Here is a 26,841-nt window from a genome sequence, read left to right as displayed (position 1 = left end):
CTCTAAGTCATTGAACAACCTTTGAGACACCTGTTTTCTATTTGTCCCGCGTCGTGAAAATCAGTAGAATGAAGATAGCCAATCACTACGGGAGAATTTTTAATGACAAAAATATTTATTGTGGAAGATGATGCAGCCATTGTGAAGCAATTGAGATCAGCGCTGACTGAGTATACCGTTGTTTCCGTACAGAATTTTCGCTGTGTCACCAAAGAAATTCAAGAAGCAATGCCGGATCTAATCTTAATGGATATCACCCTGCCCTATTTTAACGGCTTTTATTGGACGACCGAAATCCGCAAGGACTCAACGACACCAATCCTCTTTCTCAGTTCAGCTGATGATGAAATGAATCAGGTCATGGCAATGAACATGGGCGCAGACGATTATGTCACAAAGCCGTTTTCAGTAGAGTTATTGAAGGCAAAAATCAATGCACTGCTGCGCCGAACCTACAGCTTTTCTCAAACGCAATTGACCTTCAATGGGTTCATTTTGGAAGGAACAGAGTTAAAAAAAGGGCAGGAAAAGGCGGATTTAACACCGACTGAGGCTAAATTGCTGCGCACATTATTCGAACAGCCCAACCAAACCGTCTCTAAAGATGTGCTGCTTGCCAAGCTCTGGGAATCCGATGACTACATCGATGCCAACGCTCTGCAAGTCAATATCGCAAGGATGCGTAAGAAGCTGAACACGATTGGTTTTGACTACATCGGAACGGTGCGAGGTGTCGGCTATGTATTGGCGTGAGCGGAAGCACTATCTTTTCGCTGTCCTTTTCTTCGTTCTCGTTATCAGCCTTACCTTCTATCTTCGTGATTTGCCCATGCGCACCTTCTGGTCAAGTCTATTGTTTGGTACTACCTTTCTCATCATATTCGGCAGTTTTGATTATTACCGATTTCAACGCCGCCATAAGGAACGCCTCAATCAAGTCGTTCCCCAGGTTGATTTAAAACCAGAGTCTCAAGCTGAAAAAGATCTGCTGCAATTGCTTAATGAGCAAAAAGAATACTACGAAAATAAAATAACTCGGATCAAGCAATTTGATGAGGACTTAACCGACGTGGTGCGCATGTGGAGCCACCAAATGAAGGTACCGCTGTCTGCCCTTGATTTAATGGGTCAAACGCGCGATTTTACGGTTGAGGAATTAAACGAGCAAACCTTTCAGTTAGAAAACTATCTAGAGATGCTGCTGAATTATCTGCGCTTGAACCATGAAAAGACAGATTACCGCTTTACAAAAGTGCAAATAAAGTCGCTTGTTCAGGCCATTGTTCGCAAGTTTGCTCCGCTGTTTATTCGAAAAGGATTGAGCGTAACCGTCGAGGGCGACGCAACCTGGACCACAGACGAAAAGTGGCTCTCCTTTGCCCTCGAACAAATCATCAGCAATGGCGTCAAATACACCGAAAAAGGGAAGGTCAGTGTCCATATTGCTCCGGACACCATACAAATCAACGACACCGGCATCGGCATTTTAAAAGAAGACCTGCCGCGCCTGTTTGAACACGGCTTTACCGGCTACAACGGTCGCCGCGACAAAAAAGCAACCGGCCTCGGCTTCTTTCTAGCAAAAGAAGTCGCCGACCGGCTTTCACTACGCATTGATGTTGCTTCCGAAATTGATAAAGGAACAACAGTGACGATGAAACAAGGTGTGAAGGACGAAGCGGTGACTGAGGTTAAGTCATGAGGTCAAAGTTCCTTCCCCAGTGTCTGACACTTCATCAAAAAAGGTTCCGTCGATGAGACGGAACCTTTTATTCGTTAGTTTTCTTTGTTGTTTTGTTCTTTTACATTTTCTTGGTTTTCTTGATTTTCTTCACCAAGTGTTTTTGAAAACTCTACATTTAATGAGTTCGCTTTTTCTTGCTGTTTTTCTTCTCGTAATTCTTCGATCTTTTTGCTTTTTTCGTTAAAATTAGCCATCGTTCCATTCACCTCTTTTGTTCCTTATACTTGGATTAATACATCAATCCATGGATCTATTATGGTTGAATTCCTTTAAACTATGTACATTAGAAAAAATCAGAAAAACAAACCAAGCGATATTATTTAAAATCCAATCATCTGAATAAGACTTTATTCCATTGACATAATAAACAAGAAATTGATGAGAAAGGGTGAAGTCATGTATTACTATAAAGAAGAATTAATTAACCCTATTGTCCCTGATCAGCCTGATCCCGGTGCTGCAAAGGTGCTGCAAGAAACGCTAGGCGGGCATTTTGGTGAGATGCGTACGATGATGCAGTACTTTTTTCAAAGTTCAAATTTTAGGGGCAAGGATACGCAGTATCGTGACTTGCTCCGTGGCATTTTCCTAGAAGAAATTTCACATGTTGAGTTAGTTCAAAACACCATCAATCAGCTTTTGACCGGTTCTGGTCATACAAGCGTTCCTGGAAATGCCGGCCAAGATCACGCGCCACTTGATGAAGCAATCAAGCATGCGAATCCTCATCACTATATTGCCGGGGCCGAGGCGTCACTGCCGGTCGATGCAGTAGGAAATCCATGGAGTGGTTCTTGGGTTTACAGTCATGGAAATTTGATTAGTGATCTGCTTGACGATATCGTTCTTGAATCCACTGGTGTATTGGAAAAGTCGAGAATTTATGAAATGAGTAACAATAAAACCTTCCGTGAAACGCTGGCTTTTCTCATTGTTCGCGATAATGCTCATCAGAATGCTTTTGCAAAAGCACTGGAAACGCTAGGTGTAAACTGGGGCAAAATTTTCCCGATTCCAAATTATGATATCAACAAGTATCCGGAATGCAGAAAATATGTAGACATGGGTTATCACAATGCACTGTTTAATTTCAGGATAGATAACACCCAAATTCAAAAGATCTTTCAAGGTGAGACGCCGAGCCGAAACGGCGGCGAATTACATGTCGTTGATCCTCCAGAAGGATTCCCCGTTCCTACAATGCCGGAAATTCCTATAGAACACAGTCCCGGGCTTGCTGACCTACACGCGTAAGTAGATTGACATGGTTATAAACACCAGCTTTTATCTTCGAAAATCATGCTGGTGTTTTCTGTTTTCATGTAGCTCGACATTATTTTACATTATTTAACAGTTTATTCAAGGCATCAGTACCAACTTGACAAAAGTACAGTGATTGATACATGATCCGTTCTTATCATTTTTAAATGATTATCTAAAATTTTCCCCATTGACAGTTACGCAAAAAGAGTATAAATTAAAAACACTTTCAAAATTCGTGAACAAATAAATGCAATGATGGGGAGAGTAACTTTTATTCAGCCTTTCAGCGAGCTTCGTCCGGTGCAAAGGAAGCAGGCTTAAATAAAAGTGAAAGTAGCCCTTGAGCGGTGAATGCGACATTCGAGGAATGAAGTGTTCAACGGCAGCACCCGTTACAGTGCCAGCGTCTTGCCGAAGCGAATGCTCGGCAGTACGTGGTGAGGCGGCAGCCAGTGATGGCACCGCAAATAAAGGTGGTAACGCGTATTCAACGTCCTTTAAAAGCATGATGATGCTTTTAGAGGGCGTTTTTATTTTTTTATATTTTCAAGGAGGAGTTTACACATGAAAACAGAGAATCAGCAACCTAAGCTGACATTCATTCATTATCTAACCATCGGATCACTGCTTTTCGGTATGTTTTTTGGTGCCGGCAATTTAATTTTCCCTCTACACCTCGGACAACTGGCAGGCAGCAATTGGCTTCCAGCGGCCATTGGTTTCCTGCTTTCCGGCACACTGCTGCCGCTGCTTTCGATCATTGCCATCAGCATCACCCAGAGTAACGGCATTTATGATGTCGCGCGGCCAATTGGTCATTTTTACGCACTCATTTTTCTCATTCTAGTCCACGCTACACTTGGGCCGATGTTCGCCACGCCGCGTACGGCCACGGTACCCTTTGAACTTGGCTTTGCTCCTTATGTTTCGGCAGATCACAAATGGCTCTGGCTGCTCGTCTACTCAGCCATCTTTTTCACACTGACCTATTTCTTGTCACGCAGCGAGTCGCATATTCTCGATGTCATCGGAAAACTGCTTAATCCGCTGTTCTTAATCCTGTTATTTATTATTTTCTTATTCGCTTTTCTCAGACCAATGGGGGATGCAGGGCAAGTTGCGGTCAACGTTGACTATGTTCATGCCGCACTTACAAACGGTTTTCTTGAGGGCTATAACACGATGGATGCGCTGGCCGGCCTTGCTTTCGGTGTTACCATTGTTACCTCCATTAAGCTGATGGGCGTGCGCAACCCCAAATCCATCGCGGCGGCAACAGCAAAATCAGGAATGATCGGCATCGGTTTTGAAGCGCTCATTTATCTTGGCCTGATTGTGATCGGAGCCATGAGTCTGACAAACTTCAAGCTTTCGGAAAACGGCGGAATCGTTTTCGGCCAAATTGCCAATCATTACATGGGCGCAGTAGGCAGCGCTATCTTGGCCACCTTGGCAACGATCACCTGCCTCTCTACCGCGATGGGGCTAGTCACCGCCTTTGCTCAAGATTTCCATAAGCAGTTCCCGCGAATCAGTTACTTAACGTTCCTGCGTTTTACCTGTGCCATTTCGTTCATCATTGCTAATGTCGGCTTAACACAAATTATCTCTTGGTCGTTGCCGATCCTAATGCTCCTGTACCCGCTCGCGATCACGGTAATTTTCTTATCAATCCTTTCACCATTGTTCAAAAAATCGCCGATCGTTTACCGAGTAACCACGGCATTTACCTTGATTCCCGCATTATTTGACACAATCAATGCACTGCCTCCGATTTTGAGACAGACAGCGCCGATTCAATCGCTGATTCACTTTGCAGGCAGCTATCTGCCACTCTTTAATCTCGGCTTCGCTTGGGTACCGTTCGCACTCATCGGCTTTGTCCTTGGCATTGCCGCCTATGCTCTGTTCCGCCGCGTCCCAGCACTACGGCTGAATCCGGAGCCAAGCGGAGAACAAAAATAAATCAATGGAACGAAGGACAGCCGCTGATAAGGGCTGTCCTTTTTGTGTTTATTGGAACTGTTTATGCGAGCCATCACAGTTGGGATATCTTTTCGAGTGCCCACATATGCAATCCGTCAATCCTTTACCTTGGAGAATTCTCGGCACATTTTTCTCGATCCGGGCCGTCCGTGTGGCCGATCGTTTCGCTTGCGCAAAGAAGAAAATGTAAGCTTTTTGCCGTCCCGGTGTCAGCCCTTCAAACGTAGTCTTCAGCTCGGGAAGCTCCGCAAATTTACTTTGCAACTCTTCCGGAACGCTGACGTCCTCCCGTTTCTTCATCACTACTTTTCGACCCGCTTTTTCAATAGCAATGGCCTCACGGATATAAGCCTTGATCACGTCTTCCTGATCGACAATTTCTTGCACGGTCGTAAAGCGAATCTGGCGCGCCGCCTGAACATTTTCCGTTTGCTGAATGAGAATCTTCTGCGCGTCCTTAAGCAATGCACCCTTTTGAAACAACACCGCACAATAATCTTTAAAGCCATGGATCAACAGGACATTCTTTCCGTCAACTGTGTAACACGGATGCATCCACTTAAAATCTTCCGTCAGCCCGCAATCAAGAGCGATCGCTCTGAGCCGCGCGTAGCATTCCGTCCACTTGCTCGGCTTCTGTAAAAATTCATCCACCTTAGGATTCAATCTGTTTTCTGCCATCAAGAAACACCTTTCATGTTGATTATCTGAATGACTAGACGTTCTTGTCCCACATTCTCTACTCTTAGAATAAACGAAATTCTTATTCCCATCCAGATAAGTGCCTTAGATGTCAGAACCTAATGATCTAGAAAAGTTAAGCCTATATTAAGCAGATCTGCTTGTTCAACGATATTGCCGTTTTTGCGCCGCCATCAATAATTCTCGTTTTTCCGCCCCTATATCAACGTTCATAATCTCAACATCAAATGCTTTAAAACAAGCCGATCCCCATGATTTCCCTGTGATCGCTCTTAATACCTCATCATCACAGATCACGATTATTTTTCGATATGTTCGGTTCGTTAACTTTTCTAAAAGAAGCATTTTTAAAATATCCGCCAACATTTTCTTCTTTTGCGGCGGTTTCAACGAACCAATATGCGCATAGACTTCCCCAATAATTCCATGCTTTTCAGAATAAAAATCCGGCTGAATCGTTGCATCCCCGCATGGAACGACCGGATTAGCTGCAAGATCAATCCCAAGTTCATCGCAAATGATTTGAAAGATATACTTCTCGATATTCTGTTGTTCAAGAGATGAAGATGCGTGCATTTTTATTAATCTCCCATTCAACTAGAATCATAGAAACTAAGCTTGATACTGACCTCACATAAAATGAAAAGTCACATTTAATCGTCTCTAGGCATCAAGGTTCAGTTTCAACGGATTTTAAAGTTTGTCCATCTTTGTTTTTCCATTCTGTTCTGCCATTTGCATTGCGACCCATTACAATCGTCGCTGCTAATGAAGGGCTGGAAAAAATTCTATCCTCTGTAAATCGATAATTTTCATCAATAGCACCTTCAGATATGAGCTTATTACGCAGCTTTTTTAAAGAAGAAGGCATGGAACTCACTACATGAACCGCAACTGTCGATCCTTTTGTTACAGCAAATCCATCTGCAACAGGTTTTCCCTTTGCGTCTGCACCACGGGCAGCACGAATAGAATAATAGTCATTATTCTCTTGAATATTATGATTGCTAATGGCTGGTTCAAGAACTTTATGCCCTAAAACGCTCATTAGTAATTTTGCATTTTCAATGAACTCCTCCATCTCTGCACCATCCGATTCCGACAATGAAGATTGTGTTGGGGTATTCGCATTAACCAATCGATATCTATTTGCATCTTTAGCTAAAGAATATATTCGATTCTCCAAATATTTTATATGGGCTTTATTCAGATTGTTATCCTTACTAATAAAAACGATGCACTCAGTCCAGAATTCTTTACTTAAAAGATGTTGATTTAATCGTTCAAGAACGTTTTCTGCCTCCCCAATGTAAACTTGATTCGTACCGTCTTCATCCTTTTTTCCAAATAAAAAATATATGCCTGTATTTGAGAGCTCTTGTCGGTCAGAACTGCTTTTGACCAGTGTGCGAGGTATTTTATAAGCCTTGCCGGTCCAATTCGAAAGCTCACAAACCCATCTGCCGTTGGGATCTCCTTCGATTAGAAAAATACGAATTGATTTACCGAAATTCATTTTCTATGCTCCTATGCAGTTTCCATATTCCAATAAAATGTTATTATTAAAATTAAAAGTACATATTAACTAATCCAATTGTTGATCTATAGTAGTATCTCTAGCTTAGAATTATCTGGATAGGAATGAATATAAGCTTCTCTAGGTTCTTTTCGATATTTATTAACAATGTCAAATGTTTCTTTAGAATATTGTATATCAGTAGTGGACCACTTAAATCTTCTTAATTCATCCATAAATCTCATCTCAAAATAATGTGATTCTTCTCTTTTTCTAGTGTATGAACCCTTCTGAAAGTAACTCTCTGAAATCAATATTTCATTTGCTATTTGTCTAATCGCATTATATGCTGGATTATTGTTAACAGGCCGTCCAAAACTATCTGACCAGCCGATCGAATTATATTTTGTTAATTTCGCGTACTTCTCATTCAAAATAGGATCTACATGCGCTCCTCCATCTTGGTTAGAAACAAAACATACTATGTCCTTTCTTGTAAATACACTTTCTTTGTCGTCAAAGATAATCTCATTCCACCAGTCTTCGTACCTTAGAAAAAATGTTCTTTGAGATATCTTATCATTCAATGGTCTATAATAGAGACCACTCTTTGATGATTCTAACTGCAATAAAACCCAAGAACTTACTAAATTCGACGGAGTATATAGACTACCTGAAGAATAAAGATAGAGGTTTCTTTCTCTATTAAGTTGATTTAATAGAGAATTTGAATTTCTAGTATGATGAAATAGTATTCTTAAACTTGTAGCTAATCTTTTTGCCTCGCTCTCATTCCCCATATCAAATAATTTTGCAGATGATAAAACAAACTGTAGTTGATCACTCCATTGACTCATAAGTTCATGTAATGTTTGTCTGTAACCAGACATCTCATCAACCCCATTAACAAATCTTATTCGAATCTACTTATTAAATCTTGAGCAAATAGTAAACCAAACTACTTTACACCAATTTTCTCCAAAAAATCATCATAGTTCTTAGCCTGCTTGAATTCTACATCATTAGCAACAGCTTTAAAGTGGAGTTTTCCACACTTTATCTTTGCTTTTTCAACATCGGTCAAATCTTTTTCATCCTTATCAATCTTGGTTTCTACAATGAAGAAGAGTCTAGCGATGTTTTCGTTCCCTTTTCGAATGACTGCCCAATCAGGAGAGTACTCTCCGTATGGAGTGTTAATCACAAATCCGCCTTTTTTGAGTTTAGTATATAGAAGAACATCCTCATCGATATCAAGTCGTTTTGCAAATTCTAATTCGCCTTTGCTGTCGAATTTATAATACATATTGATTGCTCTACGATTATCAACATTGGTTTTGAATACTAGACTTGTTGCATCATCAAGCATAACCCGATCGATCTGTTCCATTTCAAAAATGGTTGATTCTTCAAAAACATACCCATCAATCACTTCGTACTTAATATTGCCAGTAGCCATAAAATCTGTAAGAGTCTTTTTTATTTCTTGAGTCACCTGATCAAGTATATCCTGGTTTCTCAGCAAGTCTTCTTTCTCAAGACCTTTGATTATTTTATAAATAGCAAGACGAGGCAGCATGGTGTGATACATAATGTAATTGATTATCTCAAATTCACTTTTTTGGGTATCCATGCCTGTTAGTTCTTCAAACATTTTCTGAGGCGTGGCCTCTGACATTTTAAATTTTCTCAAGTCATCAAAATCTGCGTTGCCTGATTCAATGACATACTCAAATTTTATATTCTTGTATTTGAGTTTTTCATTTAATTCAAAGACACAAGCATTAATGAATTCATCACTATTAATATCCACCTGATACAACGTTCTTTTGGACATTCTTTCACTTAATTCTCTTAAGAGCTTTTTAAAGTAATCTTCTGAAACATAACTGTTTTTACTGTTTATAATAGGGGATTCATCCCCATTATTAATATGAATCTTTTTGGTACCCTTCTTAAGCATTTCCTCAACAAATTTCTTCTTAATCATCACAGTATGTTCTTTTAGTATCTCATTATTAAAATCTATACTTTCGATGTGTTTGGCTTCTTTTGTCAAAACTCCAGCTTCGTTTATTATTCGACGTTGAATAAGCTCTGCCTTGAAAATCTCAGCAACTTCCATTATCTTGCTATCAGGAATTCCAGCTTCCTTAAGCGTATTATATATGACATCATATGTAACTTCGTCTTTATTAAAGCCTGAATTCTCATTGAAGTCCTGCTGCAAGGTCTCTGCAAAATGATCATAATAGTCATTGGCAACCACAGTTAATTCATTAACATCACTGTTTTTAATACGATTGCCATTACTATCAACTGGAAGTCTTAATCCTCTTCCGATTTCTTGCTTTTTAGCGATATCGGAACCACTTTTTTTCAAGGTACATAAAGTAAACACATTCGGATTATCCCAACCTTCACGAAGAGCAGAGTGTGAAAAGATGAAAGCTAGTGGCTCATCAAAAGAGATCAGCTCGTCTTTTTTATCCAGTATTAGGTCGATTCCTCTGTCGATGTCCTCTTGTGATTTTGCTTTGAGTTTCTGTTCGTCCATGATGGTATCCCAGTTTTCAATTTCAACGGCATTTTTATGCTTGTCAATAGCGAAATAACCTTCACGAACTTTTTGAATATCTGTGTATTGTTTAAATAATTCACGATATTCTTTAAAGACCTTGCCCCATTTGGGATCCGTAATAAGTTGGGTATATTCCTCATCAAAAATCCGCAGATATTGTCCTCTTCCATCAGCAGCATTATTATCTCTAAACTTATTTACCGCATCAATAAAAAAAAGAGTTAACACCTTTAAGCTATATCCAGCCTTCAAAAGTTCATATTGTTTCTCTAAGTGATTTTTGATGGCTAGACGGATTTGGATTCTTATCGTCTCTTCTTCACCAAAATTCATATTGCTCTCACCAATGGCAAGCTCTAAGCGTTCGTCCCATTTACTGATCTTAAGTTTTTTTAATTTGTGCGGATCTTCCAGAACAAACATATTCTTATATTGTTTGAGATTACCTGAACATTCGTATAAAGAATCACCGCCACGGACTTTAAACTGCTTAAAGCGTATAACGCCGCCTTGTTCAACTGAAAATATCTCAATCTTAGCATATAAATCCTTTGTAAATTCGACATACCTCACGTAAGGATAGTCTTTAGGTATCGTGCCATGAACCGTTTTTACTCGAATTTTCTTTACCAAGTCATTTTTATAAGCATCATAAGAATCCAACTTATAAACTTGATTAAAAAGCCGTTTATGAGTCGCCGAATAACGTAAGGTAAATAATGGATGGAGCATTTCGATGGCTTCTAAGGAAGCACTTTTTTTCTTTACACTACCCTCAATTTTTTGCGGTTCATCTATAATTATAATAGGATTTATATACTTTATATCTTCCCAAATAATTTGGCCGTATTCATCTGATTGGCGAATTTTGTTCGTGCTTTTATTAAAAGCTTGAATATTCATAACCACAACACTTAGATCCCTGGTTCCGACAAAGCTGCTGCTTAATTTTTGCAAGTTTTTAGAATCATAGACAAAAAAATTATTTTTTATGTCCCGTCCATCATAAATATCTTTAAAATGCTCCCGTAACATATCAATACTTTTTTCAATACCTTTACGGATGGCAATGCTTGGGACAACAATCATAAATTTAGTAAATCCATAAATTTTGTTTAATTCAAGTATGGTTCGTAAATATACATACGTTTTTCCTGTACCTGTTTCCATTTCAATTGTAAAGTTCTTATCTTTCAACTCATTGTCCATCATAAGCTTATTTCTAAGCTGCATTTCACGAAGATTTTTTAAAAGTCTAGCTTCCCTTACAATCTGGGGATTACGAACAGGATCTCCCTCACCAATTTTTCTCACTCGGTTGATATTTCGATAGATAACCCCATCATTCTGACGGCTTACTCCAGAAAAAAGATCGACTACCGATTTTATGGCCTCCGTTTGGTAATCTAAATTATCGTCAAATTGAAAGGTAATATGATTCGGCATAGCTTCATCCCCTTAAATAAACTCAACTCTGTATGCTTTTTTTTCAATCCCACTGTTCTTTTTCATCTGTGCTTCAAGACGCAGCATACTGTTCGTCTTGAGGGATATATTGTCTTCAAATGCACTATCGCGGAAGATTACTTTCATCGGCATTGGCTCAATCGCCGCAATATTATCAATAATCGTTTCTGTTACGTTTTCTTCAAGACAAACGACTACTGCATCCGCAAACATGTAGGTTCGATTGCCAATTGATGATAATTTCTCTACATTTGTAGAAAGAGGAATATCTCTGTGCCGTAGAAGTATTTCGTATACAACATCAAGATCTGAATACCATGGATTGAAGTCAAGTTTATCTTTATCAGACATCATGCTTGCCTTAATGGTAAAATCATCAGACCTACCTACTTCATTAAACCAGCGAATGTTAGTGTCAGCTGTTTTGAAAACTTTAAAACCTATATCAAGGTTTCCAATATCTTCTTTATCTTTATTATCCTCTTTTATTTTCTCACCAGCCCTGCGAATTCGCTCTTTCCCTATTTCACAAATATTTTTAAATCCCGCTTTAAAAGCATCACTTTTTTCATTGTAAAGTTCAGGAAGTTGAATCAATATAAATTTTCGCTTTTCACTATCCAAAGCGTTCATCTGCATTACTGCATCAGCAGTTGATGCTGAACCAGAGAAGAAATCCAATACAATATCTTCCTCACTCACTCTGCTTATTTCTAATAAATATTTTATTAACGAAGACGGTTTCGCAAAATCAAATGGTATATCCAACTTTTTTAATTCATGGGAAGCAATTTGATTTATATGCTTCTCAATAAAATTATTTGGGGTAGCGGATGATTTACTTATAACATCTTTTAAATAGGTTTTTGTAAAAACATTCCATAATGTTTTCCCACCTTTTTCATTTACTAAGTTAGAGGACGAGACCTTTTTAACCACAATTTTATCTTTGTTTTCAAGGTATGTTTTTTGAGACCATCTCCATACTTTATCCTTTCCACTCTTAGGAGTAACCATAGCCCCATCTTCAAAATCATCAGGAAATACCTCACCCGGTGGAATTACAAAGCTTCCATCAGGACATTCTATGTAGTATCTTTGATTTGAGCAACCTCTCATTGGGTCTAAACTTGTCATATACAATCTTACAAGCTGATACTTTTCCCCTTCTCTATCCCCATACTCTTCTACAAGTTTATATGCATCATAATTTACCCCCCCAAAAAATGGGGCTAAGAATTCTCTGTTTTTTGCATAAGTTAAAATATAATCAAAATTAGGTGCCCAATAATCTCCTTGATTATTAGCCTTCTTGGAAATTCTTCCAGCACATCCGATAAAGTTTACTTCGCCAAAAATTTCGTTGCACATATTTCGAAGGTTATGTACTTCCTGTTCACCTATCGAAATAAAAATTGTCCCATCTTCAGTAAGCAAATCTTTTGCAACTTTTAATCTTGGATAAATCATGTTTAACCAATTAGCATGAAATCTATTAGATGATTTTTGATTTAGTATCAACCTTTCACCGTCTTCACTGATATCGCCTTCTAATTTATCACTATCATTTTTATTTTCTGTAAAATAATCATTATAAACAAAATCGTTTCCAGTGTTGTAAGGAGGATCAATATAAATCATTTTTACTTTGTTATAGTAGCTATTTCTAAGAAGCTTTAATACTTCAAGATTGTCACCCTCAATGTAGAGATTCTCTGTAGTATCAGGGTTTTTGCTATCTTCTGGGACATATTTTAATGTTCTACCGACTACATCTGTTGCGGAATTTTTCTTGGCAGCTTCCTTTCCTGCCCATCCTAATTCATAGCGTTCAGATAGATTGTCACTAACTGGCTCAAATTGTCCTAATTCACTTTTCAATGCTTTAAAATCGACTTGACCATCCTTTACTGCATCTGGAAATAGTTCCGCGAGTTTTTTAATATTCTCGTTAATCGGATCAAATATACCCTTATGTATTTTTTCAAAGTTCATTATTATGCCCCCTTTAAACTCTCCCAATGTATCTGTTAAGTTCACTATACAGTCGTTTCAATTCTCCATTTATCCTTGAATGTTGTACCACTGTCAGTGCAGATTTTTGTTCTTTTTTTAACTGCTCTATTCTCATAAATTGAGAATAAAGTTCTATCATATCAGGCCGATTATACCATACCTTAGACATAAGAATTTGTTTTGTCCCGGACCACAGTTGGAGATTAGATATAATAAATGTTTTTATCATCATTTCAAGATAGAAATCCAATTTGTTGCTTTTATTTTGTATCTTGTCAAACCCAACATTTTCATTCATCAATAAATTAAACTTGTCTTCAAATTGTGTGGATGCTAATGAGGAATATACCATGTGTTCTATAACTATTTGAGTTCGATCTTGGCTGTTTAACCTCTTGTAACAAAAACAATAAATTTCTTTATTAGAATAGTCATAAAATCTGATTACGCAAAAAGGCTTTACAAGCTTTTGTATCACATTTCCAACAAAGCTAGCCTTTTTAAGATTGGTTATTTTGATACTAAAAAATAAAATCACCTGACAGTTAAATTCTTCGTCTATTAAAGATGGAATACCTTCACCAGTGATTTGATAGGAAAGTTCTACCTCTTCCACTACTTCTCTGAATTGCTTTTTTTCCTTCGGAGTCAGTTTATTGCTGAGAAAAGTTTTTAAAGCAAATTTCTTATTGATTTGGTATTCATCGGGTATTGATAACATCGTATCACCTTTTATTCCACAACAAGGAAAGATATTAGTTCGAAGTCATCTGTACTGGAATTTGCAAATTCATTGTTATAACCGCCAAAATCGAACACCGAAGTTTCTGCTTTCTTGTCTTCGTTTCCTTGAATGGAGAGTATCGCTTTATTCAAGAGTTGCGAATAGAAGGACATATCTTCGGCATTCCTAGTTTTTTTACCAAAATTTTTAAACAGTTCCAGAACAGGCTTTGACTTTCCATATGCTATCTTTCTAAATTCTTTAAGTGCTTCACGAGCGTTGATACTACCATAATAAATTTCCCCATCATTACTAATATACATAATATAGTAAGGATAAAGTGAGCTTTCACTGTTTGGTTTGGCATTGGCGTTTTGGTGTTTAAAACTGAAAATACACCCTTTCTTTTCGCCGTATGTAACTGAATGAACGCCTGTTGGAATCCGCATTATTTCTGGATTTTCTTTAATATAAGTGGATAATTCATAAATATAATCATTCATATTCAAATCTGTTAACGAAATACTATCATTCAATTCCTCAATTTCAATAACTTCTTTTTGCAACCGTTCAAGCTGCTTCTTACGAAACAAAAAGTCATTCATTTCAGGTGAAAGGAAATCTTCTTCACCAGTCGCTGTTAAGTTGACTGCTGTCATTTTACCTTTCACCCTTTGCTCAAGTTGCAAATAATTATTCAATGCCATATTAGGGAAAAAGTTAATCATAGCAATTCGTTTATTTTTACTACCAATACGATCAATTCTTCCAAAACGTTGGATGAGAACAACAGGGTTCCACTGTATGTCGTAATTAATTACCGTGTCACAATCCTGTAAGTTCTGCCCTTCCGAGATACAATCTGTGGCAATCAAGACATCAATTTGATCCTGCCTAGGAAGAACTTTCCCTGTTTTTGAAAGAGGAGAAAAATGTCGCAGCACAGTATTAAATTCACAGCGAACTTTTTTCATCGTGGATCTTGGATCACTGGATCCCGTGATACACGCTACATTAATTCCGTGATGAGACAATTCTGTCGCAATACTGTCATATAGATAGTTCGCTGTGTCAGCAAATGCAGAAAAAATGAGCATTTTTCGATTTCCCTCATTATAGGGAGTCTTAATAATTTTTTTTATAATAATTTCTTCTAACTGTTTGAGTTTAGCATCTCTGGTTCCATGTAGAACCTCTTCAATATCTTTGTATAAGTTATCTAAGATTCCTTTGTCGTAATACAGGTCTTCCAAAAAATCACCAACTAACAAATGCTCAACTTTGATTTCGTATTTGTAATCCAAAGTCATATCATCTTCAGTGATTTTTTCACCCTCCAGTTCTACCTTTCCAGTTTTACTTTCTGATAGAGTTGCTATATAACTATCGATACGAGCAATTAATCTACGAATTGTTTCTTTAAAGGCAAACGTCGAGCTTTCCAATCGTTTGAACAAATTAAAACGATGAAGCCGGGCTGCAATTAATTCACGATTTTCATGGTAAAATACGACCCTGTCTCCGTAAACGGTCTGAAATTTCTCACGGTAATACGCCCTACACTCCGACTTAATGTATTTCATAGGGGAGTATACAGCAAGCTTTACATATTCAAGTATTTCATTTGTTTCATCAAAGTTTAACAGATAACCCTCAGTGTCTATTTCCGGGTGATATGTCTCTGGAGACATTTTTTCTGGAAACTTACCCATCTTATTATCACGATAATAATCAGTTATGTGTTTCCTACTTCGAGAAATAGTCAGCATTTCTAGCAATTTATAAAAATCTGCAGGAAGTTTGTCCAAAAGCTCATTTTTATTCCGATCTTTTGTCTCTACCCATGTATTTAATTCCTTTTGCGTTTTTCTTAATAAATTTGAAATGCTCGGTATTTTCGATTCTTCAAATGCATCGTCTTGGTCAGCCGTAATGATACTGATTTGGTTTTTCAGATCCGTTAACGAATTGTTTACAGGAGTTGCCGAGAGCATTAATACTTTTGTTCCGTGACCCTTTTTGATAATATCATTCATTAATTTTGTATAACGACTTATATGATCCAAGTCGTCATTCCGGTTCCGAAAATTATGGGATTCGTCAATTACCACAAGATCAAAGTTGCCCCAGTTTACGCGAGTTAAGTCAATTCCGCTCCGAGAATACCCCTTGATCCTAGTTAAATCCGTATGACAGAGAATTTTATAATTGAAGTTATCCTTAACAAAAGTATTATCAACATAAGGATTTTTAAAGGAATCCCAGTTGTCATAAAGCTTTGCCGGACAAAGGACTAATACATTATCTTCTCGTAGTTCAAAATATTTAACAACACCTAATGCTTCAAAGGTCTTGCCCAGACCCACGCTATCAGCAATAATACATCCGTTATATTTATTGATTTTCTGAATTGCAGATACGACAGCGTCTTTCTGAAATTCGTAAAGACTATTCCAAATTACAGATTTTTTAAAGCCCGTTCGATCTTTTTCAAAACGCTCAATCCCGCTATCCAGCTGATTGCTGAAAATCTCTTTCAAAGTAAAATAATATAGAAATTCAGGCGAGTAATTTTTATAAACATAGTTAAGGCTTTCTAACAATTGTTCCTTATAATCCACGGTATAATCGTTATTATTCCAAACAGTATTGAACAAACGATTAAAGTACTCTAACTGTGCTTTTTCGGTAACAGAGGAATTAAAGTCGATTGGTGCAAGTTCACCCACTTTGGTCTTTCTCGACACTTCTAGAGAGGATGTTCCATGAATGGCAATAGCATCATCGATCATAATGATATTGCCTTTAACCATATCTGGTTTTCTTACCTTTCTCACATTAACGTGATGTTTAATAAAATCATGCATGGACTTGGCTCTTGAAAAATGTTTCAGTTTGTTTTTCTGAACAATATCATAAGAGTTGAAAAGAAGATCGTTGGTCAGATTGTTTTCAATCTCAAATTCGCGGGGAAGCTCATGCACAGCAGGTATATAAGTCGTGTTACGAATAGCAAAATTAATTTGATTAACATTCTTAAGACTTTTAGATAACTCTGCAAACATTGATAGGGTTAATTTATCGTTTATAATGTTAATGGTTCTTCCACTTTTTTCTCTTAGAACCTCAATTATTTTTCTAATGAGCTGTTCATTTGAGCTTATAACCTCACTCATTTATTTAATCCCCCTATTACATCTACTTGTATAGCAAGTCCTTACTTTCTATACAATCATCCATACTTGTATAAATATTTTTCATGTTCGCCATTTGATACCCCAATAACTTAACGAAGCCATTTTTATTAATTCATTAATTTTACATGCAACTTATTTATTTTATTTAAAAAGGCTTTCAATTGTTGTTACAATAGTTTTCCAAAATGAAAAAAGTAAAATAACCCCAGTGATTATTGAAATGAAAAAGGAAATTACAATTGGATGTTTTTCAGCAAATTTTTTATTCTCAACTGGTTCATTGCTTTTTTCAGTCACAACATTAAATTGATTACCTATTGTTGAGTTTTTGATTTTGTTTTTGTTCCCGATCCTAATGCTCACTTTTGCCCACCACCGAATAGATTACCAAGTCTTGATTTGCTTATTTTATTTTTATTTCCAACCCGTAGTGAATCATCGAATATTATTTTCTCTATGTTATATACTACTTGTTCTTTTTTGGCGTTGTCTTTGGCAACTTGTGTTTCTATATCTAACTCATCTAGATCTACAAACTTATTCTCAAGCTCCATTATTATATCAAGTAATTTAGCTTTCACATTAAATACAATGTTTTCTAATTGATTGGATGAAAATCGTATTCTCATACTTGCAATTTGAAGTTCTTCAGTTGAAATAGAATGGCAAAATATGGTTGGAATCAATTTCCCAAAATTTTCTCGGTTTTCCCCTGACAAAATATCTTGTATAGCGACAATACTTTCCCTTACATTTAATGTTCTGAGTTTATCAATACTTGCTTGTGAGATTAACGGCTCTAATGGAACCTGAGCATTAGTATATTTCACGTTGTAATTTAGAATATATGTACCCATTGGATTTCCTCGAAGTTTCCTATATGCTGGTATATCCTCGTTTTCTTTATAGCCCCGTAGCTCCCCATTAACCCAATTGATGATTGATTCATTTTCTAAATCAGTTAATATGACTTTTAACCTTAATAAAACATTTTCAATATTTTCTTTTCCACTTACGACATCTTTTAAAAGTTGACTTCGAGCCATATATTATCAAACCCTTCATTAGTTAGATTACTTTAGTATTATTATACCTTGATAAGAGTTTAATGATATATTTCCTTGTTGACCTTTCAACATTTCTAGATGAAGATCATTCATCTGTTTTTAATGCAATGCTGTATGTACTTACTACCCCAAATACACATTCCCATTATGCCACTCTAAGTAATGCCGATCCGGCAGCTGGTCGCCGCGTTCAGGCACAACGGCCAATTTACTGCCATTAAAAGCATAATATTCTTTGCCATTACCGAAGTCTTCTTTAATATGATGGCTGACTTCTACATTAAGTGTCTGATCAATAGTGATATAACCACGGTCAAATAAAGTGTGAAAGTCGCTTCTAAGCAGCAAGCCATTTTTTATCTCATGAGGACCGTTCATACTGTACGGTTTAATATGTGCTGCCTCGAGTACCGGCAGAGTTTTTTCGCCAGTTATAGCGCACCTTCTATGATAGGCATCCGCAATCAGCACTTTAAAGGCACCTTGACCGACACGTGGTTTGATTAATCGCTCTTTACCGTACCGATTAGTTAAAGGATCCTCCTTAACGATAAACGACTGAATGGCATCTCTATTTTTTAACCGATCCTGAACTTGCTCGAACAGTGATCGACCAATCGACTCAGTTGTTTGATAGGTTTTTCCTTGTACGATACTGTTGCTCCAGTTTTCGGGTTGGGGAATCCAATCCTTTTCATCAAAATAGAAGGGCATTGAAAGAATGATACAGCCAATTTGCGGATCAGGATCAGATAAGCGGTTCGTTCTTTTGTATTTATAGATCCGTTCATTAAGTGCCATTAAACTTGTCGTACCATTTGCAATGCCAAACGCAACCCACGCGAGTGAGGCTGGCAGAATGGAGAATTTTAAAAAGAAGCCGCCACCAACGATATAATTCCTCGGACTATGCGCCTTGAATAAAAACAAATCCCCTTCATTTAAAGCTTTAAAATTTGTACGACCGCCAGGCTTCCAAAAGTTTACCTCATCACAGTTTGCCTGTTTTAGCGTTTGAAACCAATCAAAGTCCGTAATCCCAACGTACATTTTCATTGGTATCATCGCCTTTATAAGGAGCTAAAAATATGAACTTTTTCCATTAATTTTATCAATGGTTTCTCAGGTAGTGTCTGAACTCAATGTAATAGTTAATTGTTCTTTCATACTCATTTGTTTTATCTGCGTATAGATCATTGATCTGCTCCACCGTAGATTCAGTCAATCGCTCTTCTCCGTTATATATGCCTTTCCTTTTTAAATTTTCAAGACGATTATTGTATTGCTTGGCAGATACTTCTCCTATTTTCTTGCCTTTGTTTAATAATGATTGTCTATTAATCAGGTATTGCTTAAAATCCATCTTCTCTCCCCTTCTTCCTCTATTTTTCAGGATCTTATTAAGCCACTTAAATCTAGAAATCTTCATTGAACAAAGTTCTGGAATCTTTTATCCCAGATAGGTTCTCATTCCTTGAATAAACTGTTGTTTTCCGCCATGGGAGGGATGGCGGACTTCATGACAATTAATTCCTATTGTACGAAGCGTATCCTCAGCTTTTCTTCCGATAGCAATGACTGTTTCGATTTCAAAAAGCTCAATCAGTTCTTCAAGAAACACCTGACCTGATTTTAATTCTTCAATCGTAGGTTTTCTATTCTTCGTCGGATCATTTGATTGATAAGGATGAAAAGGATAGGCATTCCACATAAGTGGATAAAGATTAAGCTCATTTAACGTTTCCCAGATTATTGATGCTGTTTGTTCAGCATGAACATGCGAAGATACGTAGAAGCCTTGTTTAGAAATAAATAACGGTGCTCGACGTTCTTCAATGATTCGTTCACTTGTAAACGGAATACCCGACCATCTGCAACCATGATAACCCGGTGCCTCTCCAACGAGAAGTGTATGATAGCCAATATTTCGCATTTCTTCAAGATAGATGAGTAGATTACGACGAATGGACCCGCCAAGCTCATAATCGTAACTATACTGATTGAATGAACGATTATTTGTTTGATAAGAGGCTAATTTTTCAACAAAATTCTTTACACTCATTCCGCCCACCACCTCATTAAAAAACTAAAAAACATATTCACTCGCTTATTAGACTAATAAGTGGGTGCTTTAGATTTTTATTATTGTATTTCCCATGTATTAATTTGGAAAATGAACATCTTTAAATCCTTCAAAAATCTTTTCTTTAATGTCTTCCGATGATGAGATGGATAGGAGCGGTATCACTTTTGAGACAGAGCGCTTTAGATATGAATAATTAGATATATATTTTTCTTTGGTTTCACTGGAATAGAACAATTCCTTCTCGTCTGTGTTGATGTTAAAATGAACATCATCTCTAAAAGGATCCCAATAAAGATTATAATCAGATACTGAAGGATGAGTTGTCCAATTCGATAAATCAAAATTATAAATATTTAAACCAATCGTTGGATAGTCTTCTGAATCCAAATCAACTTCAACCCCATAAATCAATCCATCCTTCATACTTTTTAAATGAGGCAATTCTGGATCATCTTCCCACTGATAAAGTTTGATGAAATCACTTGTTAACCAACCATTGAAGTTAGCGTCTGACCGCTTTCTTAAAAACCTAGGCGTAATTGACATGTATCCGGATCTTTTGCTAACGCGATCAAGCTCGTCGAGTAACAGGTTTATACTTTTATAAGTCTCCTTTAGCACCATCACTGCATTGGTAATATTTTTTCCCTTTTCAATGATTGAAGACATAATACTTTCCCTCCGTTATTTGTTGATCTGGCCATAGCCACTTTCCACTAAATGAATAACTACTGCTGCTGATTATTGGGGATAAAGCTGATTGAAAGCCATGAAAGTGAACAAGTTCCTTTGCTTTTAGTAGGTTTCTAAGATCAGTTAGAATCAACTGTGCACTCTTATTAACAGAATCCAAGTGCAGGGACTCTAACCGTTGATGAATGTCCTGCCAATTCATGAAGCCAAGCTGAACATCAGGAGAAATGATTGATCCGCTTTGCATACGCGCTTTTACCGAGCTCATTGTTTGATATGGCGCAACAAAGAGTAAATACTTATCTTTCTTACTTTGAAAATTTTTCTCCATCATCGCGGAATAACGTGCTAATTGGTTTTTGCTCGTTTCGTAGTCAATTTTCGGATCTATCTCCTCATCTTCAGAGGACAGTCCGCTATATAATTTAACTTCGATACCGATCACGAGATCGTCACCGATCAAAAGCAAGTCAATTTCATCCGATCCAATTTTATGCCAAAAACGATAGCGAAATGGATAGCCTTGAAATGATTGAACCCTGTTTGACCAGTTCACCATCAACTGATGATCATCAAATTCTGCAGTCAGCAGCACTTCCCGCATCCCTTGTTCAAAAGGCAGATAGCGAATCGCACCAAAAAAGTCACTTGTTAAATTGTCTTCAAGGCGTTCGGATAGATTGCTTCCGTCTTTGGCAATTTTATGATGAATTTCTGCAAGCATAGCTTGGCCCCTTTTTTATGTACTCATCTTTTTTGCAACAAATTTACCAAATATCCTGCACTTTAGTGAAATCTACTAATCACAAGATTGTTATATGGAAATAAGGTAAGTCTGTTCAGCATCATTAGTAGATATTCTATTTTTCACTTTTATCGAACAATCTGCCAAATACCTATTCATTGCCTTTCATCACCGATTTTCTTAAAAACGAAATCGTTTGTATCGCCGCTAATCATTTGTATTTGACCTCTGCCCTTCAAGCTCAGTAAGAGTACGAGTAATTCTGTGTATACCCTTGGCTTGCCGGAAGAGAAGTAGCCATAGCTTTTCGTACATTTTCTTTCAATTTCAAAAGAAGTCTCTACCGCGCTTATTGCACTGTTAAAAGGAAGTTGGTCATAGGTCGACTTCATCTTCATTTGAAAATCGTTATCTTTGGCAATCATTGAAATCGGAGCAATTGAGGTTTGTTGATTTTCAGGTTTATCCTGCTTGTCTATTCCCTCTGCAAATTTTTGCAGATCGCTCCAAGAGTGATCTGGTTGATCAAGAGGATCCACGACCGGAGTTTCTTTTTTCATTTGTTTTTTTAAATAGTCCTGATGTATCGCATCTAACGCTCTCATCTGATCTTTCATTAAAGGTATGCCTTGATTGTCCATTAATTCAGCTTCAGCCGGTATCTCTGCGTGTACCGCGCGGAGAGCTTTAATTAAACTTCTTTGTGCTTGAAGTGCTTTCTTTAACTCTTCATCATCGGTGTATTTTTGAGCTAAATGGCGTATATGTTGAACGGATTTTGTTAGTTTTTCTGATTTGCCCTCTGATAGGCCTAAAATCTTATGTCCAAAACAGGTTTCACCGAAATAAATTAGATTTCCATTTTTCGCAATCTCTTTTTTTTCATCACTTGAGATAAAATGTGACAGATCGTCAAGTGATCCCTCATACTTTAAAGTATAACGATATTTTAATGTTCTTCCGCATTGACAGTGAAATTTGCCACTCTTTTTCCATTCTTCACCGGCATCTTCAAAAGTAACAAACGACCATTGTTTAGAAAAGGTATTATTGAATGTAGAAGCGTGTTTAAAATAACTTTGAGCCATTAAATCTGTCTGCAAGGTGCTCCCCCTTTTTATATTGCGTCTATTGCTGATCAACATTCGACAATAAATGGTAAATTTCCTTCAATAATTACAGAAAATGAAGAACCGAAAAAATTTTTGAATTCCATTCGTATTATCGCAACAAAACTATTAAACTAGAAAAAGAATTAAAATTTAGTTGGGGAAAGCAAATCAGAGAATGAGGTGAACTCATGTTTCATTTTTTCCATAAGAAAAAGGAACAAAATGAGGAAACATCCGGCGACAAATTTAAACCGATCGAATATTTAACCACCGATGAAAAAGAAATGTTCCGCTCAATATCATCTCTCACAGAAAAATCTACCACTTCTAAAGAGCTGAAAGTCATTAAATTTGTTATGGCTAGATTTTTAGAGTTATCGCTAAAGCGATATAAGACTTGTTCTAACGATGACAAGATCATTACCGACGTTCTCCCACTTAAGGATGCCCGCCTTTTACTTATCTTTAATTACCGCGAATGCAGGATCATTGATCTAAAAACCTTTTTAAATGGTTCGAAAGGAATCGTTAATGAGATTTTAACGGATCCAAAACTTTTTCAAAGCGTGAAAATCGACAACGAAGCGCGTACCATTGCATTTGAAAACCAAGTTGACTTTGACCCCGGAATTTTATATGTGGAAAGTGTTGCACTGTAAATCAATGTTATAGTCATAAATAGATGGCACATGACATAATTATCATCCAATAAACGAATAGACAGCCTGTGTTATAAAGGATTATGGCGGAAATAGAAATTAATTGATTAATAACAGAACCCCTACCTGCTATAACAGGTGGATACTGGCATAAACGAACTATTTACGAATAAGCATTAGATCACTGTATTTTTTGAAAGGTGAAACACCGAGACAAAGCAGTGGTGAATGACATATAGTCGATCCGCCAGAAGGATTCCTCGTCCCTACGATGCTGGAAATTCCAATTGAACACCGGCCTGGATTAATGGTGTTATGAGAAGATAAAATGCATTGCATTAAATCGCACAAACTGTGTATAATAATATTAAATCAAGGCAAAATAAATCCGCCAGTGCTTCGAACACTGACGGCATGGCAATATCCGCGTAGAGCGGATGCAGTGCCTATAACTGAATTACTTATTTACGGTAATCCGTCTCAGCTTCTGTCAGAGCATATGAGGCGGATTATTTTTTTCTGTCTGACAGCATCAAGATAAGCACGCCAAAACTAATCATAAGTGTTATCGCTTCAAATACTGTCATTGGCCGCACCCCCTTTCACAAGGGTGTCACCGCATCCGCTCATATGCATCATCTATTGCCTGTCTAAAATCATATCATAGTATGTATGTTCGACTCCTCAAGTGGTCAGTTATTGTGCCAATCTTTTTTAGGTACTTGCTTCCGTCTTTGGTAATTTTATGATGAATGTCTGCAAGCATAAAAATACCCATCTACTATAATGGATGGATATTTTCTATATGTCGGTCTCCAAATGAATATCTCGGCAAATAGATCCGTCAAATACAAACAAATGATTATAATATCACATCTAATTTTGAGACATCAACATCCTCGCCAAACCATTTTTTCAGCGCTTCTTTTGCTTTGTTTTTTGAGTCATCATCGATTAAATAAGCAACTTTACCAATTATGAAAATCAAAACAGCCAAATCGTCCGAATATCCTGCAACCGGGATAAAATCAGGAACAACATCAATTGGAGTTATTAAATAGGCTAGGCCGGCGATAATCATTGCCTTGTCTTTAGTAGGCACATTGGGACTTTTTGTCATGAAAAATAAGACAAGTGCAAAGTATACAACATTAAGTCCTGCCTTTTTAGCATGTCCAGCTAGTTTTCGCCAAAATTTTTCCTTTGAATAAATCTTTTTCGTTTTTTCTTCATCCATAATCTCTAAATATTGTTTTGCACTGTTGTCATCCATAGTCTTGCCCTCCAAGTTATTAAATTCAGTTATCACAGTTTGCCTTTTTTAATGTCTTAAACCAATCAAAGTCCGTAATTCCAACGTACATTTTCATTGGTATCAACGCCTCAATAAGTGTTCGGAAATAAGCTGAATTGTTATGTATCTTTAGAACCAAATTTCGACAATAAATGGTAAAATTCCTTCAATAAATTGAATTATTTGCAAAAACACCAATAGACATAATGAAAAGGCAACAGCAATTCCCGATCTGAATCACTGTTGCCTTTTATTCTTTTTTCTTTTATTTCCATCCTTTTATCTCAAGAAAGGATTGTCATGATCGTATGAAATATCATTTCTAATGTAGTAGGCAACAAATGTAAATGCTCTTTCTAAAGATCGAACAGTACAATTCTCTCTTCTAAGTCGTCTGTTATCTTTACAGTAATGGCAATGGTGTGGTTCGGTTTTTGTTATTAAAGAAGGATCGGTATTAGGAGCATTATGCGGGTCGTTTCCCCAACTAATGATGTGGCTTTGTTGAATACCTTGTATTGGATAAAAGCATTTACACTCGTAATTATATCTTCTTACATACCCAGCATGATCATATTTTTCTACAAAATGAATTCTAGTTATTCCATAAGTACTATGCTCTTTTAACGGAAGCCATCCTTCAAGTCCGCTTGTTTTATACTTAACCACTTGTGTATGGCATTGTGGGTACATCGGATATTCTTGAAATAGATCACTGTATTTTTTGAGTATGTCATAGATGTTTGCCGGACTTAACAATGACTGATTTATGTTAGGAATATCCATGTTATTTTTCTTTAATATTCCTTAGTATTTGTGATCGCTCTTCCTCCAGGTCCTGCCAGTTCCAATAATCAGTTGGATCGTCCATCTCATCGCCATCGTAGTCCTTAAAAGCATCCAAATAATGCTCGCAGTGATACTTCCTTTGCAAGGCAACTATTTCTTCATCTAGTTCTGTTAATCGTTCTTCCGGAGCCTGAATTATTGATTTCTTTTTTTGATAGATCATTTGCATCTTAAAACAATAACTAGGATCATTCCAAAGCTCAACAACAAATTTTGGAACTTTTTTGTGATGTGTTGTATCTGCTATCTCCAGACCGTTCCCAACATATTTACTAAACGTTACATTAGATATGTTTAATTCTTTTTCTGCTTCTTTTGGTGTTAAGAGATAAGCTTCTTTGTATTCAAAACTTATTTGTTTACCACCGAATTCCAGAAACAAAAATTCCAGGTCAATTTTAAGTTTGCCAAATTCGACATCAGAGCTATTGGAATTGGATGCAGCAAAATGATTCCTCCATTCAACCAGCATCTCCAGTTTTTGTGCTTGTAGAGGTAGACGATAAGTTTTAAATGTATCAATCATTTCTTGGGTATCTACAATGATACTTAAAATTCGTTTGCTATATATGCGTTGAAATTTAAGTATTAAAGTAGAAAATACCCCTTCCAAGGCTTCATACACAGTATCAGCATCTTGACCATGAACTCCGCGCTCAATTTCTTCTTTCGTTTTATCCAAAATAGCTGATGGCAATTGTATCATCTCCTTTACCTCCATTTTAAGCTCGATTAACGATTTGTCAATTTCGTTAATCATTGTATTCAGTTAAAAGGTTTTTATACTCCTCAATTAACCATATTCCTAACTAAACAGAGGATAAGTTAATAAGTGCAATAAACTCAACGAAAAGCTTTCCATTCAACGCTAATTCAGTGGAAACCTGCATTCTTCGGGAGTTTAGTCGGTCCTTTAGGTTGCCTGATGCTTTTTCAACGATATCTTTACTGCAAGATCCTGATAGAGCATTGATGTTGTCGCGGCTGTAAAACCCTCTGTTATAAGACGTAAGCGACAAATAGTCCACACCTGGTTAAAGATGTGGACTACACTCAAGATTGTTTGATAACATTTTGTTGTTGTCTGAACTACTGGACAACCATGAAAGCCATTCATCGATCTTTTCATTTGTTGCCCAA

Annotated in this window: 25 protein-coding genes and 1 other annotated feature; of the genes, 5 read left to right on the top strand and 20 right to left on the bottom strand. The window is 37.0% G+C overall.

What is annotated here, in order from left to right:
* The first annotated feature begins 102 nt into the window (after positions 1 to 102).
* Positions 103 to 753 (top strand): response regulator transcription factor, encoded by a 651-nt coding sequence (locus NOM01_RS14535; protein ID WP_255749217.1) that lies wholly within the window; start codon positions 103 to 105, stop codon positions 751 to 753.
* Positions 740 to 1,702: a sensor histidine kinase gene (locus NOM01_RS14530; protein WP_255749216.1), complete on the top strand. Its 963-nt coding sequence runs from the start codon at positions 740 to 742 to the stop codon at positions 1,700 to 1,702. Before NOM01_RS14535 ends, NOM01_RS14530 begins: the two co-directional genes overlap by 14 nt.
* Positions 1,703 to 1,776: 74 nt before the next feature.
* Here NOM01_RS14530 and NOM01_RS14525 read toward each other — a convergent pair whose 3' ends face one another.
* Positions 1,777 to 1,938, bottom strand: coding sequence for a hypothetical protein (locus tag NOM01_RS14525; protein ID WP_255749215.1), 162 nt, complete (start codon positions 1,936 to 1,938; stop codon positions 1,777 to 1,779).
* Positions 1,939 to 2,140: 202 nt separating this feature from the next.
* Between NOM01_RS14525 and NOM01_RS14520 the strand changes: the two genes are divergently transcribed.
* Positions 2,141 to 2,998 (top strand): manganese catalase family protein, encoded by an 858-nt coding sequence (locus tag NOM01_RS14520; RefSeq protein WP_255749214.1) that lies wholly within the window; start codon positions 2,141 to 2,143, stop codon positions 2,996 to 2,998.
* A gap of 252 nt (positions 2,999 to 3,250) precedes the next feature.
* Positions 3,251 to 3,508 (top strand) — a binding site (T-box leader).
* Between the two features lie 63 nt (positions 3,509 to 3,571).
* Entirely contained in the window at positions 3,572 to 4,972 is a 1,401-nt protein-coding gene (gene brnQ, locus NOM01_RS14515; RefSeq protein ID WP_255749213.1) for a branched-chain amino acid transport system II carrier protein, read from the top strand.
* Positions 4,973 to 5,020: 48 nt separating this feature from the next.
* Here the strand turns inward: brnQ and NOM01_RS14510 are convergent, their stop codons facing one another.
* From NOM01_RS14510 to NOM01_RS14435, 16 genes are all read right to left on the bottom strand, one after another.
* Positions 5,021 to 5,674 (bottom strand): DUF1801 domain-containing protein, encoded by a 654-nt coding sequence (locus NOM01_RS14510; RefSeq protein ID WP_255749212.1) that lies wholly within the window; start codon positions 5,672 to 5,674, stop codon positions 5,021 to 5,023.
* Between the two features lie 165 nt (positions 5,675 to 5,839).
* Entirely contained in the window at positions 5,840 to 6,271 is a 432-nt protein-coding gene (locus NOM01_RS14505; RefSeq protein ID WP_255749211.1) for a hypothetical protein, read from the bottom strand.
* Positions 6,272 to 6,365: 94 nt separating this feature from the next.
* Positions 6,366 to 7,211 carry a GIY-YIG nuclease family protein gene (locus NOM01_RS14500; protein WP_255749210.1) on the bottom strand — a complete coding sequence of 282 codons (846 nt, stop codon included), beginning with the start codon at positions 7,209 to 7,211 and terminating at the stop codon, positions 6,366 to 6,368.
* A gap of 86 nt (positions 7,212 to 7,297) precedes the next feature.
* Positions 7,298 to 8,101 carry a hypothetical protein gene (locus NOM01_RS14495; RefSeq protein WP_255749209.1) on the bottom strand — a complete coding sequence of 268 codons (804 nt, stop codon included), beginning with the start codon at positions 8,099 to 8,101 and terminating at the stop codon, positions 7,298 to 7,300.
* A 68-nt stretch (positions 8,102 to 8,169) separates the two neighbouring features.
* A complete protein-coding gene (locus NOM01_RS14490; RefSeq protein WP_255749208.1) occupies positions 8,170 to 11,238 on the bottom strand; it encodes a restriction endonuclease in 3,069 nt (1,022 codons plus the stop codon).
* 12 nt (positions 11,239 to 11,250) lie between these two features.
* Positions 11,251 to 13,254 (bottom strand): site-specific DNA-methyltransferase, encoded by a 2,004-nt coding sequence (locus NOM01_RS14485; protein ID WP_255749207.1) that lies wholly within the window; start codon positions 13,252 to 13,254, stop codon positions 11,251 to 11,253.
* 13 nt (positions 13,255 to 13,267) lie between these two features.
* Positions 13,268 to 13,996 carry a DUF4391 domain-containing protein gene (locus tag NOM01_RS14480; RefSeq protein ID WP_255749206.1) on the bottom strand — a complete coding sequence of 243 codons (729 nt, stop codon included), beginning with the start codon at positions 13,994 to 13,996 and terminating at the stop codon, positions 13,268 to 13,270.
* 11 nt (positions 13,997 to 14,007) lie between these two features.
* The gene (locus tag NOM01_RS14475) at positions 14,008 to 17,175 is read right to left on the bottom strand and encodes a helicase-related protein (RefSeq protein WP_255749205.1); all 3,168 of its coding nucleotides are present in this window, start codon (positions 17,173 to 17,175) and stop codon (positions 14,008 to 14,010) included.
* Between the two features lie 162 nt (positions 17,176 to 17,337).
* Complete coding sequence (locus NOM01_RS14470; RefSeq protein ID WP_255749204.1) at positions 17,338 to 17,559, bottom strand: hypothetical protein; 222 nt, start codon at positions 17,557 to 17,559, stop codon at positions 17,338 to 17,340.
* A complete protein-coding gene (locus NOM01_RS14465; protein ID WP_255749203.1) occupies positions 17,556 to 18,242 on the bottom strand; it encodes an AbiTii domain-containing protein in 687 nt (228 codons plus the stop codon). The genes NOM01_RS14470 and NOM01_RS14465 overlap by 4 nt, the downstream gene beginning before the upstream one ends.
* 144 nt (positions 18,243 to 18,386) lie before the next feature.
* Positions 18,387 to 19,319, bottom strand: coding sequence for an HNH endonuclease (locus NOM01_RS14460; RefSeq protein WP_255749202.1), 933 nt, complete (start codon positions 19,317 to 19,319; stop codon positions 18,387 to 18,389).
* A gap of 55 nt (positions 19,320 to 19,374) precedes the next feature.
* Positions 19,375 to 19,626, bottom strand: a complete 252-nt coding sequence (locus tag NOM01_RS14455; protein ID WP_255749201.1) for a hypothetical protein — start codon at positions 19,624 to 19,626, stop codon at positions 19,375 to 19,377.
* 87 nt (positions 19,627 to 19,713) lie between these two features.
* Positions 19,714 to 20,325: a uracil-DNA glycosylase gene (locus tag NOM01_RS14450; protein ID WP_255749200.1), complete on the bottom strand. Its 612-nt coding sequence runs from the start codon at positions 20,323 to 20,325 to the stop codon at positions 19,714 to 19,716.
* 99 nt (positions 20,326 to 20,424) lie between these two features.
* Positions 20,425 to 21,018: a hypothetical protein gene (locus NOM01_RS14445; protein WP_255749199.1), complete on the bottom strand. Its 594-nt coding sequence runs from the start codon at positions 21,016 to 21,018 to the stop codon at positions 20,425 to 20,427.
* Complete coding sequence (locus NOM01_RS14440; protein WP_255749198.1) at positions 21,002 to 21,766, bottom strand: PDDEXK-like family protein; 765 nt, start codon at positions 21,764 to 21,766, stop codon at positions 21,002 to 21,004. The genes NOM01_RS14445 and NOM01_RS14440 overlap by 17 nt, the downstream gene beginning before the upstream one ends.
* Positions 21,767 to 21,942: 176 nt before the next feature.
* The gene (locus NOM01_RS14435) at positions 21,943 to 22,890 is read right to left on the bottom strand and encodes a hypothetical protein (RefSeq protein ID WP_255749197.1); all 948 of its coding nucleotides are present in this window, start codon (positions 22,888 to 22,890) and stop codon (positions 21,943 to 21,945) included.
* A 197-nt stretch (positions 22,891 to 23,087) separates the two neighbouring features.
* On the opposite strand from NOM01_RS14435, the gene NOM01_RS14430 reads away from it, so the two are divergent.
* Positions 23,088 to 23,558, top strand: a complete 471-nt coding sequence (locus NOM01_RS14430; protein ID WP_255749196.1) for a DUF2442 domain-containing protein — start codon at positions 23,088 to 23,090, stop codon at positions 23,556 to 23,558.
* A gap of 509 nt (positions 23,559 to 24,067) precedes the next feature.
* Here NOM01_RS14430 and NOM01_RS17305 read toward each other — a convergent pair.
* From NOM01_RS17305 to NOM01_RS14420, 3 genes are all read right to left on the bottom strand, one after another.
* Positions 24,068 to 24,145, bottom strand: coding sequence for a putative holin-like toxin (locus NOM01_RS17305; RefSeq protein ID WP_370646141.1), 78 nt, complete (start codon positions 24,143 to 24,145; stop codon positions 24,068 to 24,070).
* Between the two features lie 275 nt (positions 24,146 to 24,420).
* Positions 24,421 to 24,831: a YkvA family protein gene (locus tag NOM01_RS14425; RefSeq protein ID WP_255749195.1), complete on the bottom strand. Its 411-nt coding sequence runs from the start codon at positions 24,829 to 24,831 to the stop codon at positions 24,421 to 24,423.
* Positions 24,832 to 25,639: 808 nt separating this feature from the next.
* Positions 25,640 to 26,407 (bottom strand): DNA-binding protein, encoded by a 768-nt coding sequence (locus NOM01_RS14420; RefSeq protein WP_255749194.1) that lies wholly within the window; start codon positions 26,405 to 26,407, stop codon positions 25,640 to 25,642.
* Positions 26,408 to 26,841: the final 434 nt, after the last annotated feature.

Origin of the sequence: Sporolactobacillus sp. STSJ-5 (genome assembly GCF_024385605.1) — a bacterium.
Classification (GTDB): domain Bacteria; phylum Bacillota; class Bacilli; order Bacillales; family Sporolactobacillaceae; genus Sporolactobacillus.
This window is presented reverse-complemented; position numbering and strand designations above follow the sequence as displayed.

Excerpts from the sequence above, each read along its gene's own strand:
- NOM01_RS14535 (WP_255749217.1), top strand. The coding sequence starts at position 103 with ATGACAAAAATATTTATTGTGGAAGATGATGCAGCCATTGTGAAGCAA.
- NOM01_RS14530 (WP_255749216.1), top strand. The coding sequence starts at position 740 with ATGTATTGGCGTGAGCGGAAGCACTATCTTTTCGCTGTCCTTTTCTTC.
- NOM01_RS14525 (WP_255749215.1), bottom strand. The coding sequence starts at position 1,938 with ATGGCTAATTTTAACGAAAAAAGCAAAAAGATCGAAGAATTACGAGAA.
- NOM01_RS14520 (WP_255749214.1), top strand. The coding sequence starts at position 2,141 with ATGTATTACTATAAAGAAGAATTAATTAACCCTATTGTCCCTGATCAG.
- brnQ (WP_255749213.1), top strand. The coding sequence starts at position 3,572 with ATGAAAACAGAGAATCAGCAACCTAAGCTGACATTCATTCATTATCTA.
- NOM01_RS14510 (WP_255749212.1), bottom strand. The coding sequence starts at position 5,674 with ATGGCAGAAAACAGATTGAATCCTAAGGTGGATGAATTTTTACAGAAG.
- NOM01_RS14505 (WP_255749211.1), bottom strand. The coding sequence starts at position 6,271 with ATGCACGCATCTTCATCTCTTGAACAACAGAATATCGAGAAGTATATC.
- NOM01_RS14500 (WP_255749210.1), bottom strand. The coding sequence starts at position 7,211 with ATGAATTTCGGTAAATCAATTCGTATTTTTCTAATCGAAGGAGATCCC.
- NOM01_RS14495 (WP_255749209.1), bottom strand. The coding sequence starts at position 8,101 with ATGTCTGGTTACAGACAAACATTACATGAACTTATGAGTCAATGGAGT.
- NOM01_RS14490 (WP_255749208.1), bottom strand. The coding sequence starts at position 11,238 with ATGCCGAATCATATTACCTTTCAATTTGACGATAATTTAGATTACCAA.
- NOM01_RS14485 (WP_255749207.1), bottom strand. The coding sequence starts at position 13,254 with ATGAACTTTGAAAAAATACATAAGGGTATATTTGATCCGATTAACGAG.
- NOM01_RS14480 (WP_255749206.1), bottom strand. The coding sequence starts at position 13,996 with ATGTTATCAATACCCGATGAATACCAAATCAATAAGAAATTTGCTTTA.
- NOM01_RS14475 (WP_255749205.1), bottom strand. The coding sequence starts at position 17,175 with ATGAGTGAGGTTATAAGCTCAAATGAACAGCTCATTAGAAAAATAATT.
- NOM01_RS14465 (WP_255749203.1), bottom strand. The coding sequence starts at position 18,242 with ATGGCTCGAAGTCAACTTTTAAAAGATGTCGTAAGTGGAAAAGAAAAT.
- NOM01_RS14460 (WP_255749202.1), bottom strand. The coding sequence starts at position 19,319 with ATGAAAATGTACGTTGGGATTACGGACTTTGATTGGTTTCAAACGCTA.
- NOM01_RS14455 (WP_255749201.1), bottom strand. The coding sequence starts at position 19,626 with ATGGATTTTAAGCAATACCTGATTAATAGACAATCATTATTAAACAAA.
- NOM01_RS14450 (WP_255749200.1), bottom strand. The coding sequence starts at position 20,325 with ATGAGTGTAAAGAATTTTGTTGAAAAATTAGCCTCTTATCAAACAAAT.
- NOM01_RS14445 (WP_255749199.1), bottom strand. The coding sequence starts at position 21,018 with ATGTCTTCAATCATTGAAAAGGGAAAAAATATTACCAATGCAGTGATG.
- NOM01_RS14440 (WP_255749198.1), bottom strand. The coding sequence starts at position 21,766 with ATGCTTGCAGAAATTCATCATAAAATTGCCAAAGACGGAAGCAATCTA.
- NOM01_RS14430 (WP_255749196.1), top strand. The coding sequence starts at position 23,088 with ATGTTTCATTTTTTCCATAAGAAAAAGGAACAAAATGAGGAAACATCC.
- NOM01_RS17305 (WP_370646141.1), bottom strand. The coding sequence starts at position 24,145 with ATGACAGTATTTGAAGCGATAACACTTATGATTAGTTTTGGCGTGCTT.
- NOM01_RS14425 (WP_255749195.1), bottom strand. The coding sequence starts at position 24,831 with ATGGATGACAACAGTGCAAAACAATATTTAGAGATTATGGATGAAGAA.
- NOM01_RS14420 (WP_255749194.1), bottom strand. The coding sequence starts at position 26,407 with ATGATACAATTGCCATCAGCTATTTTGGATAAAACGAAAGAAGAAATT.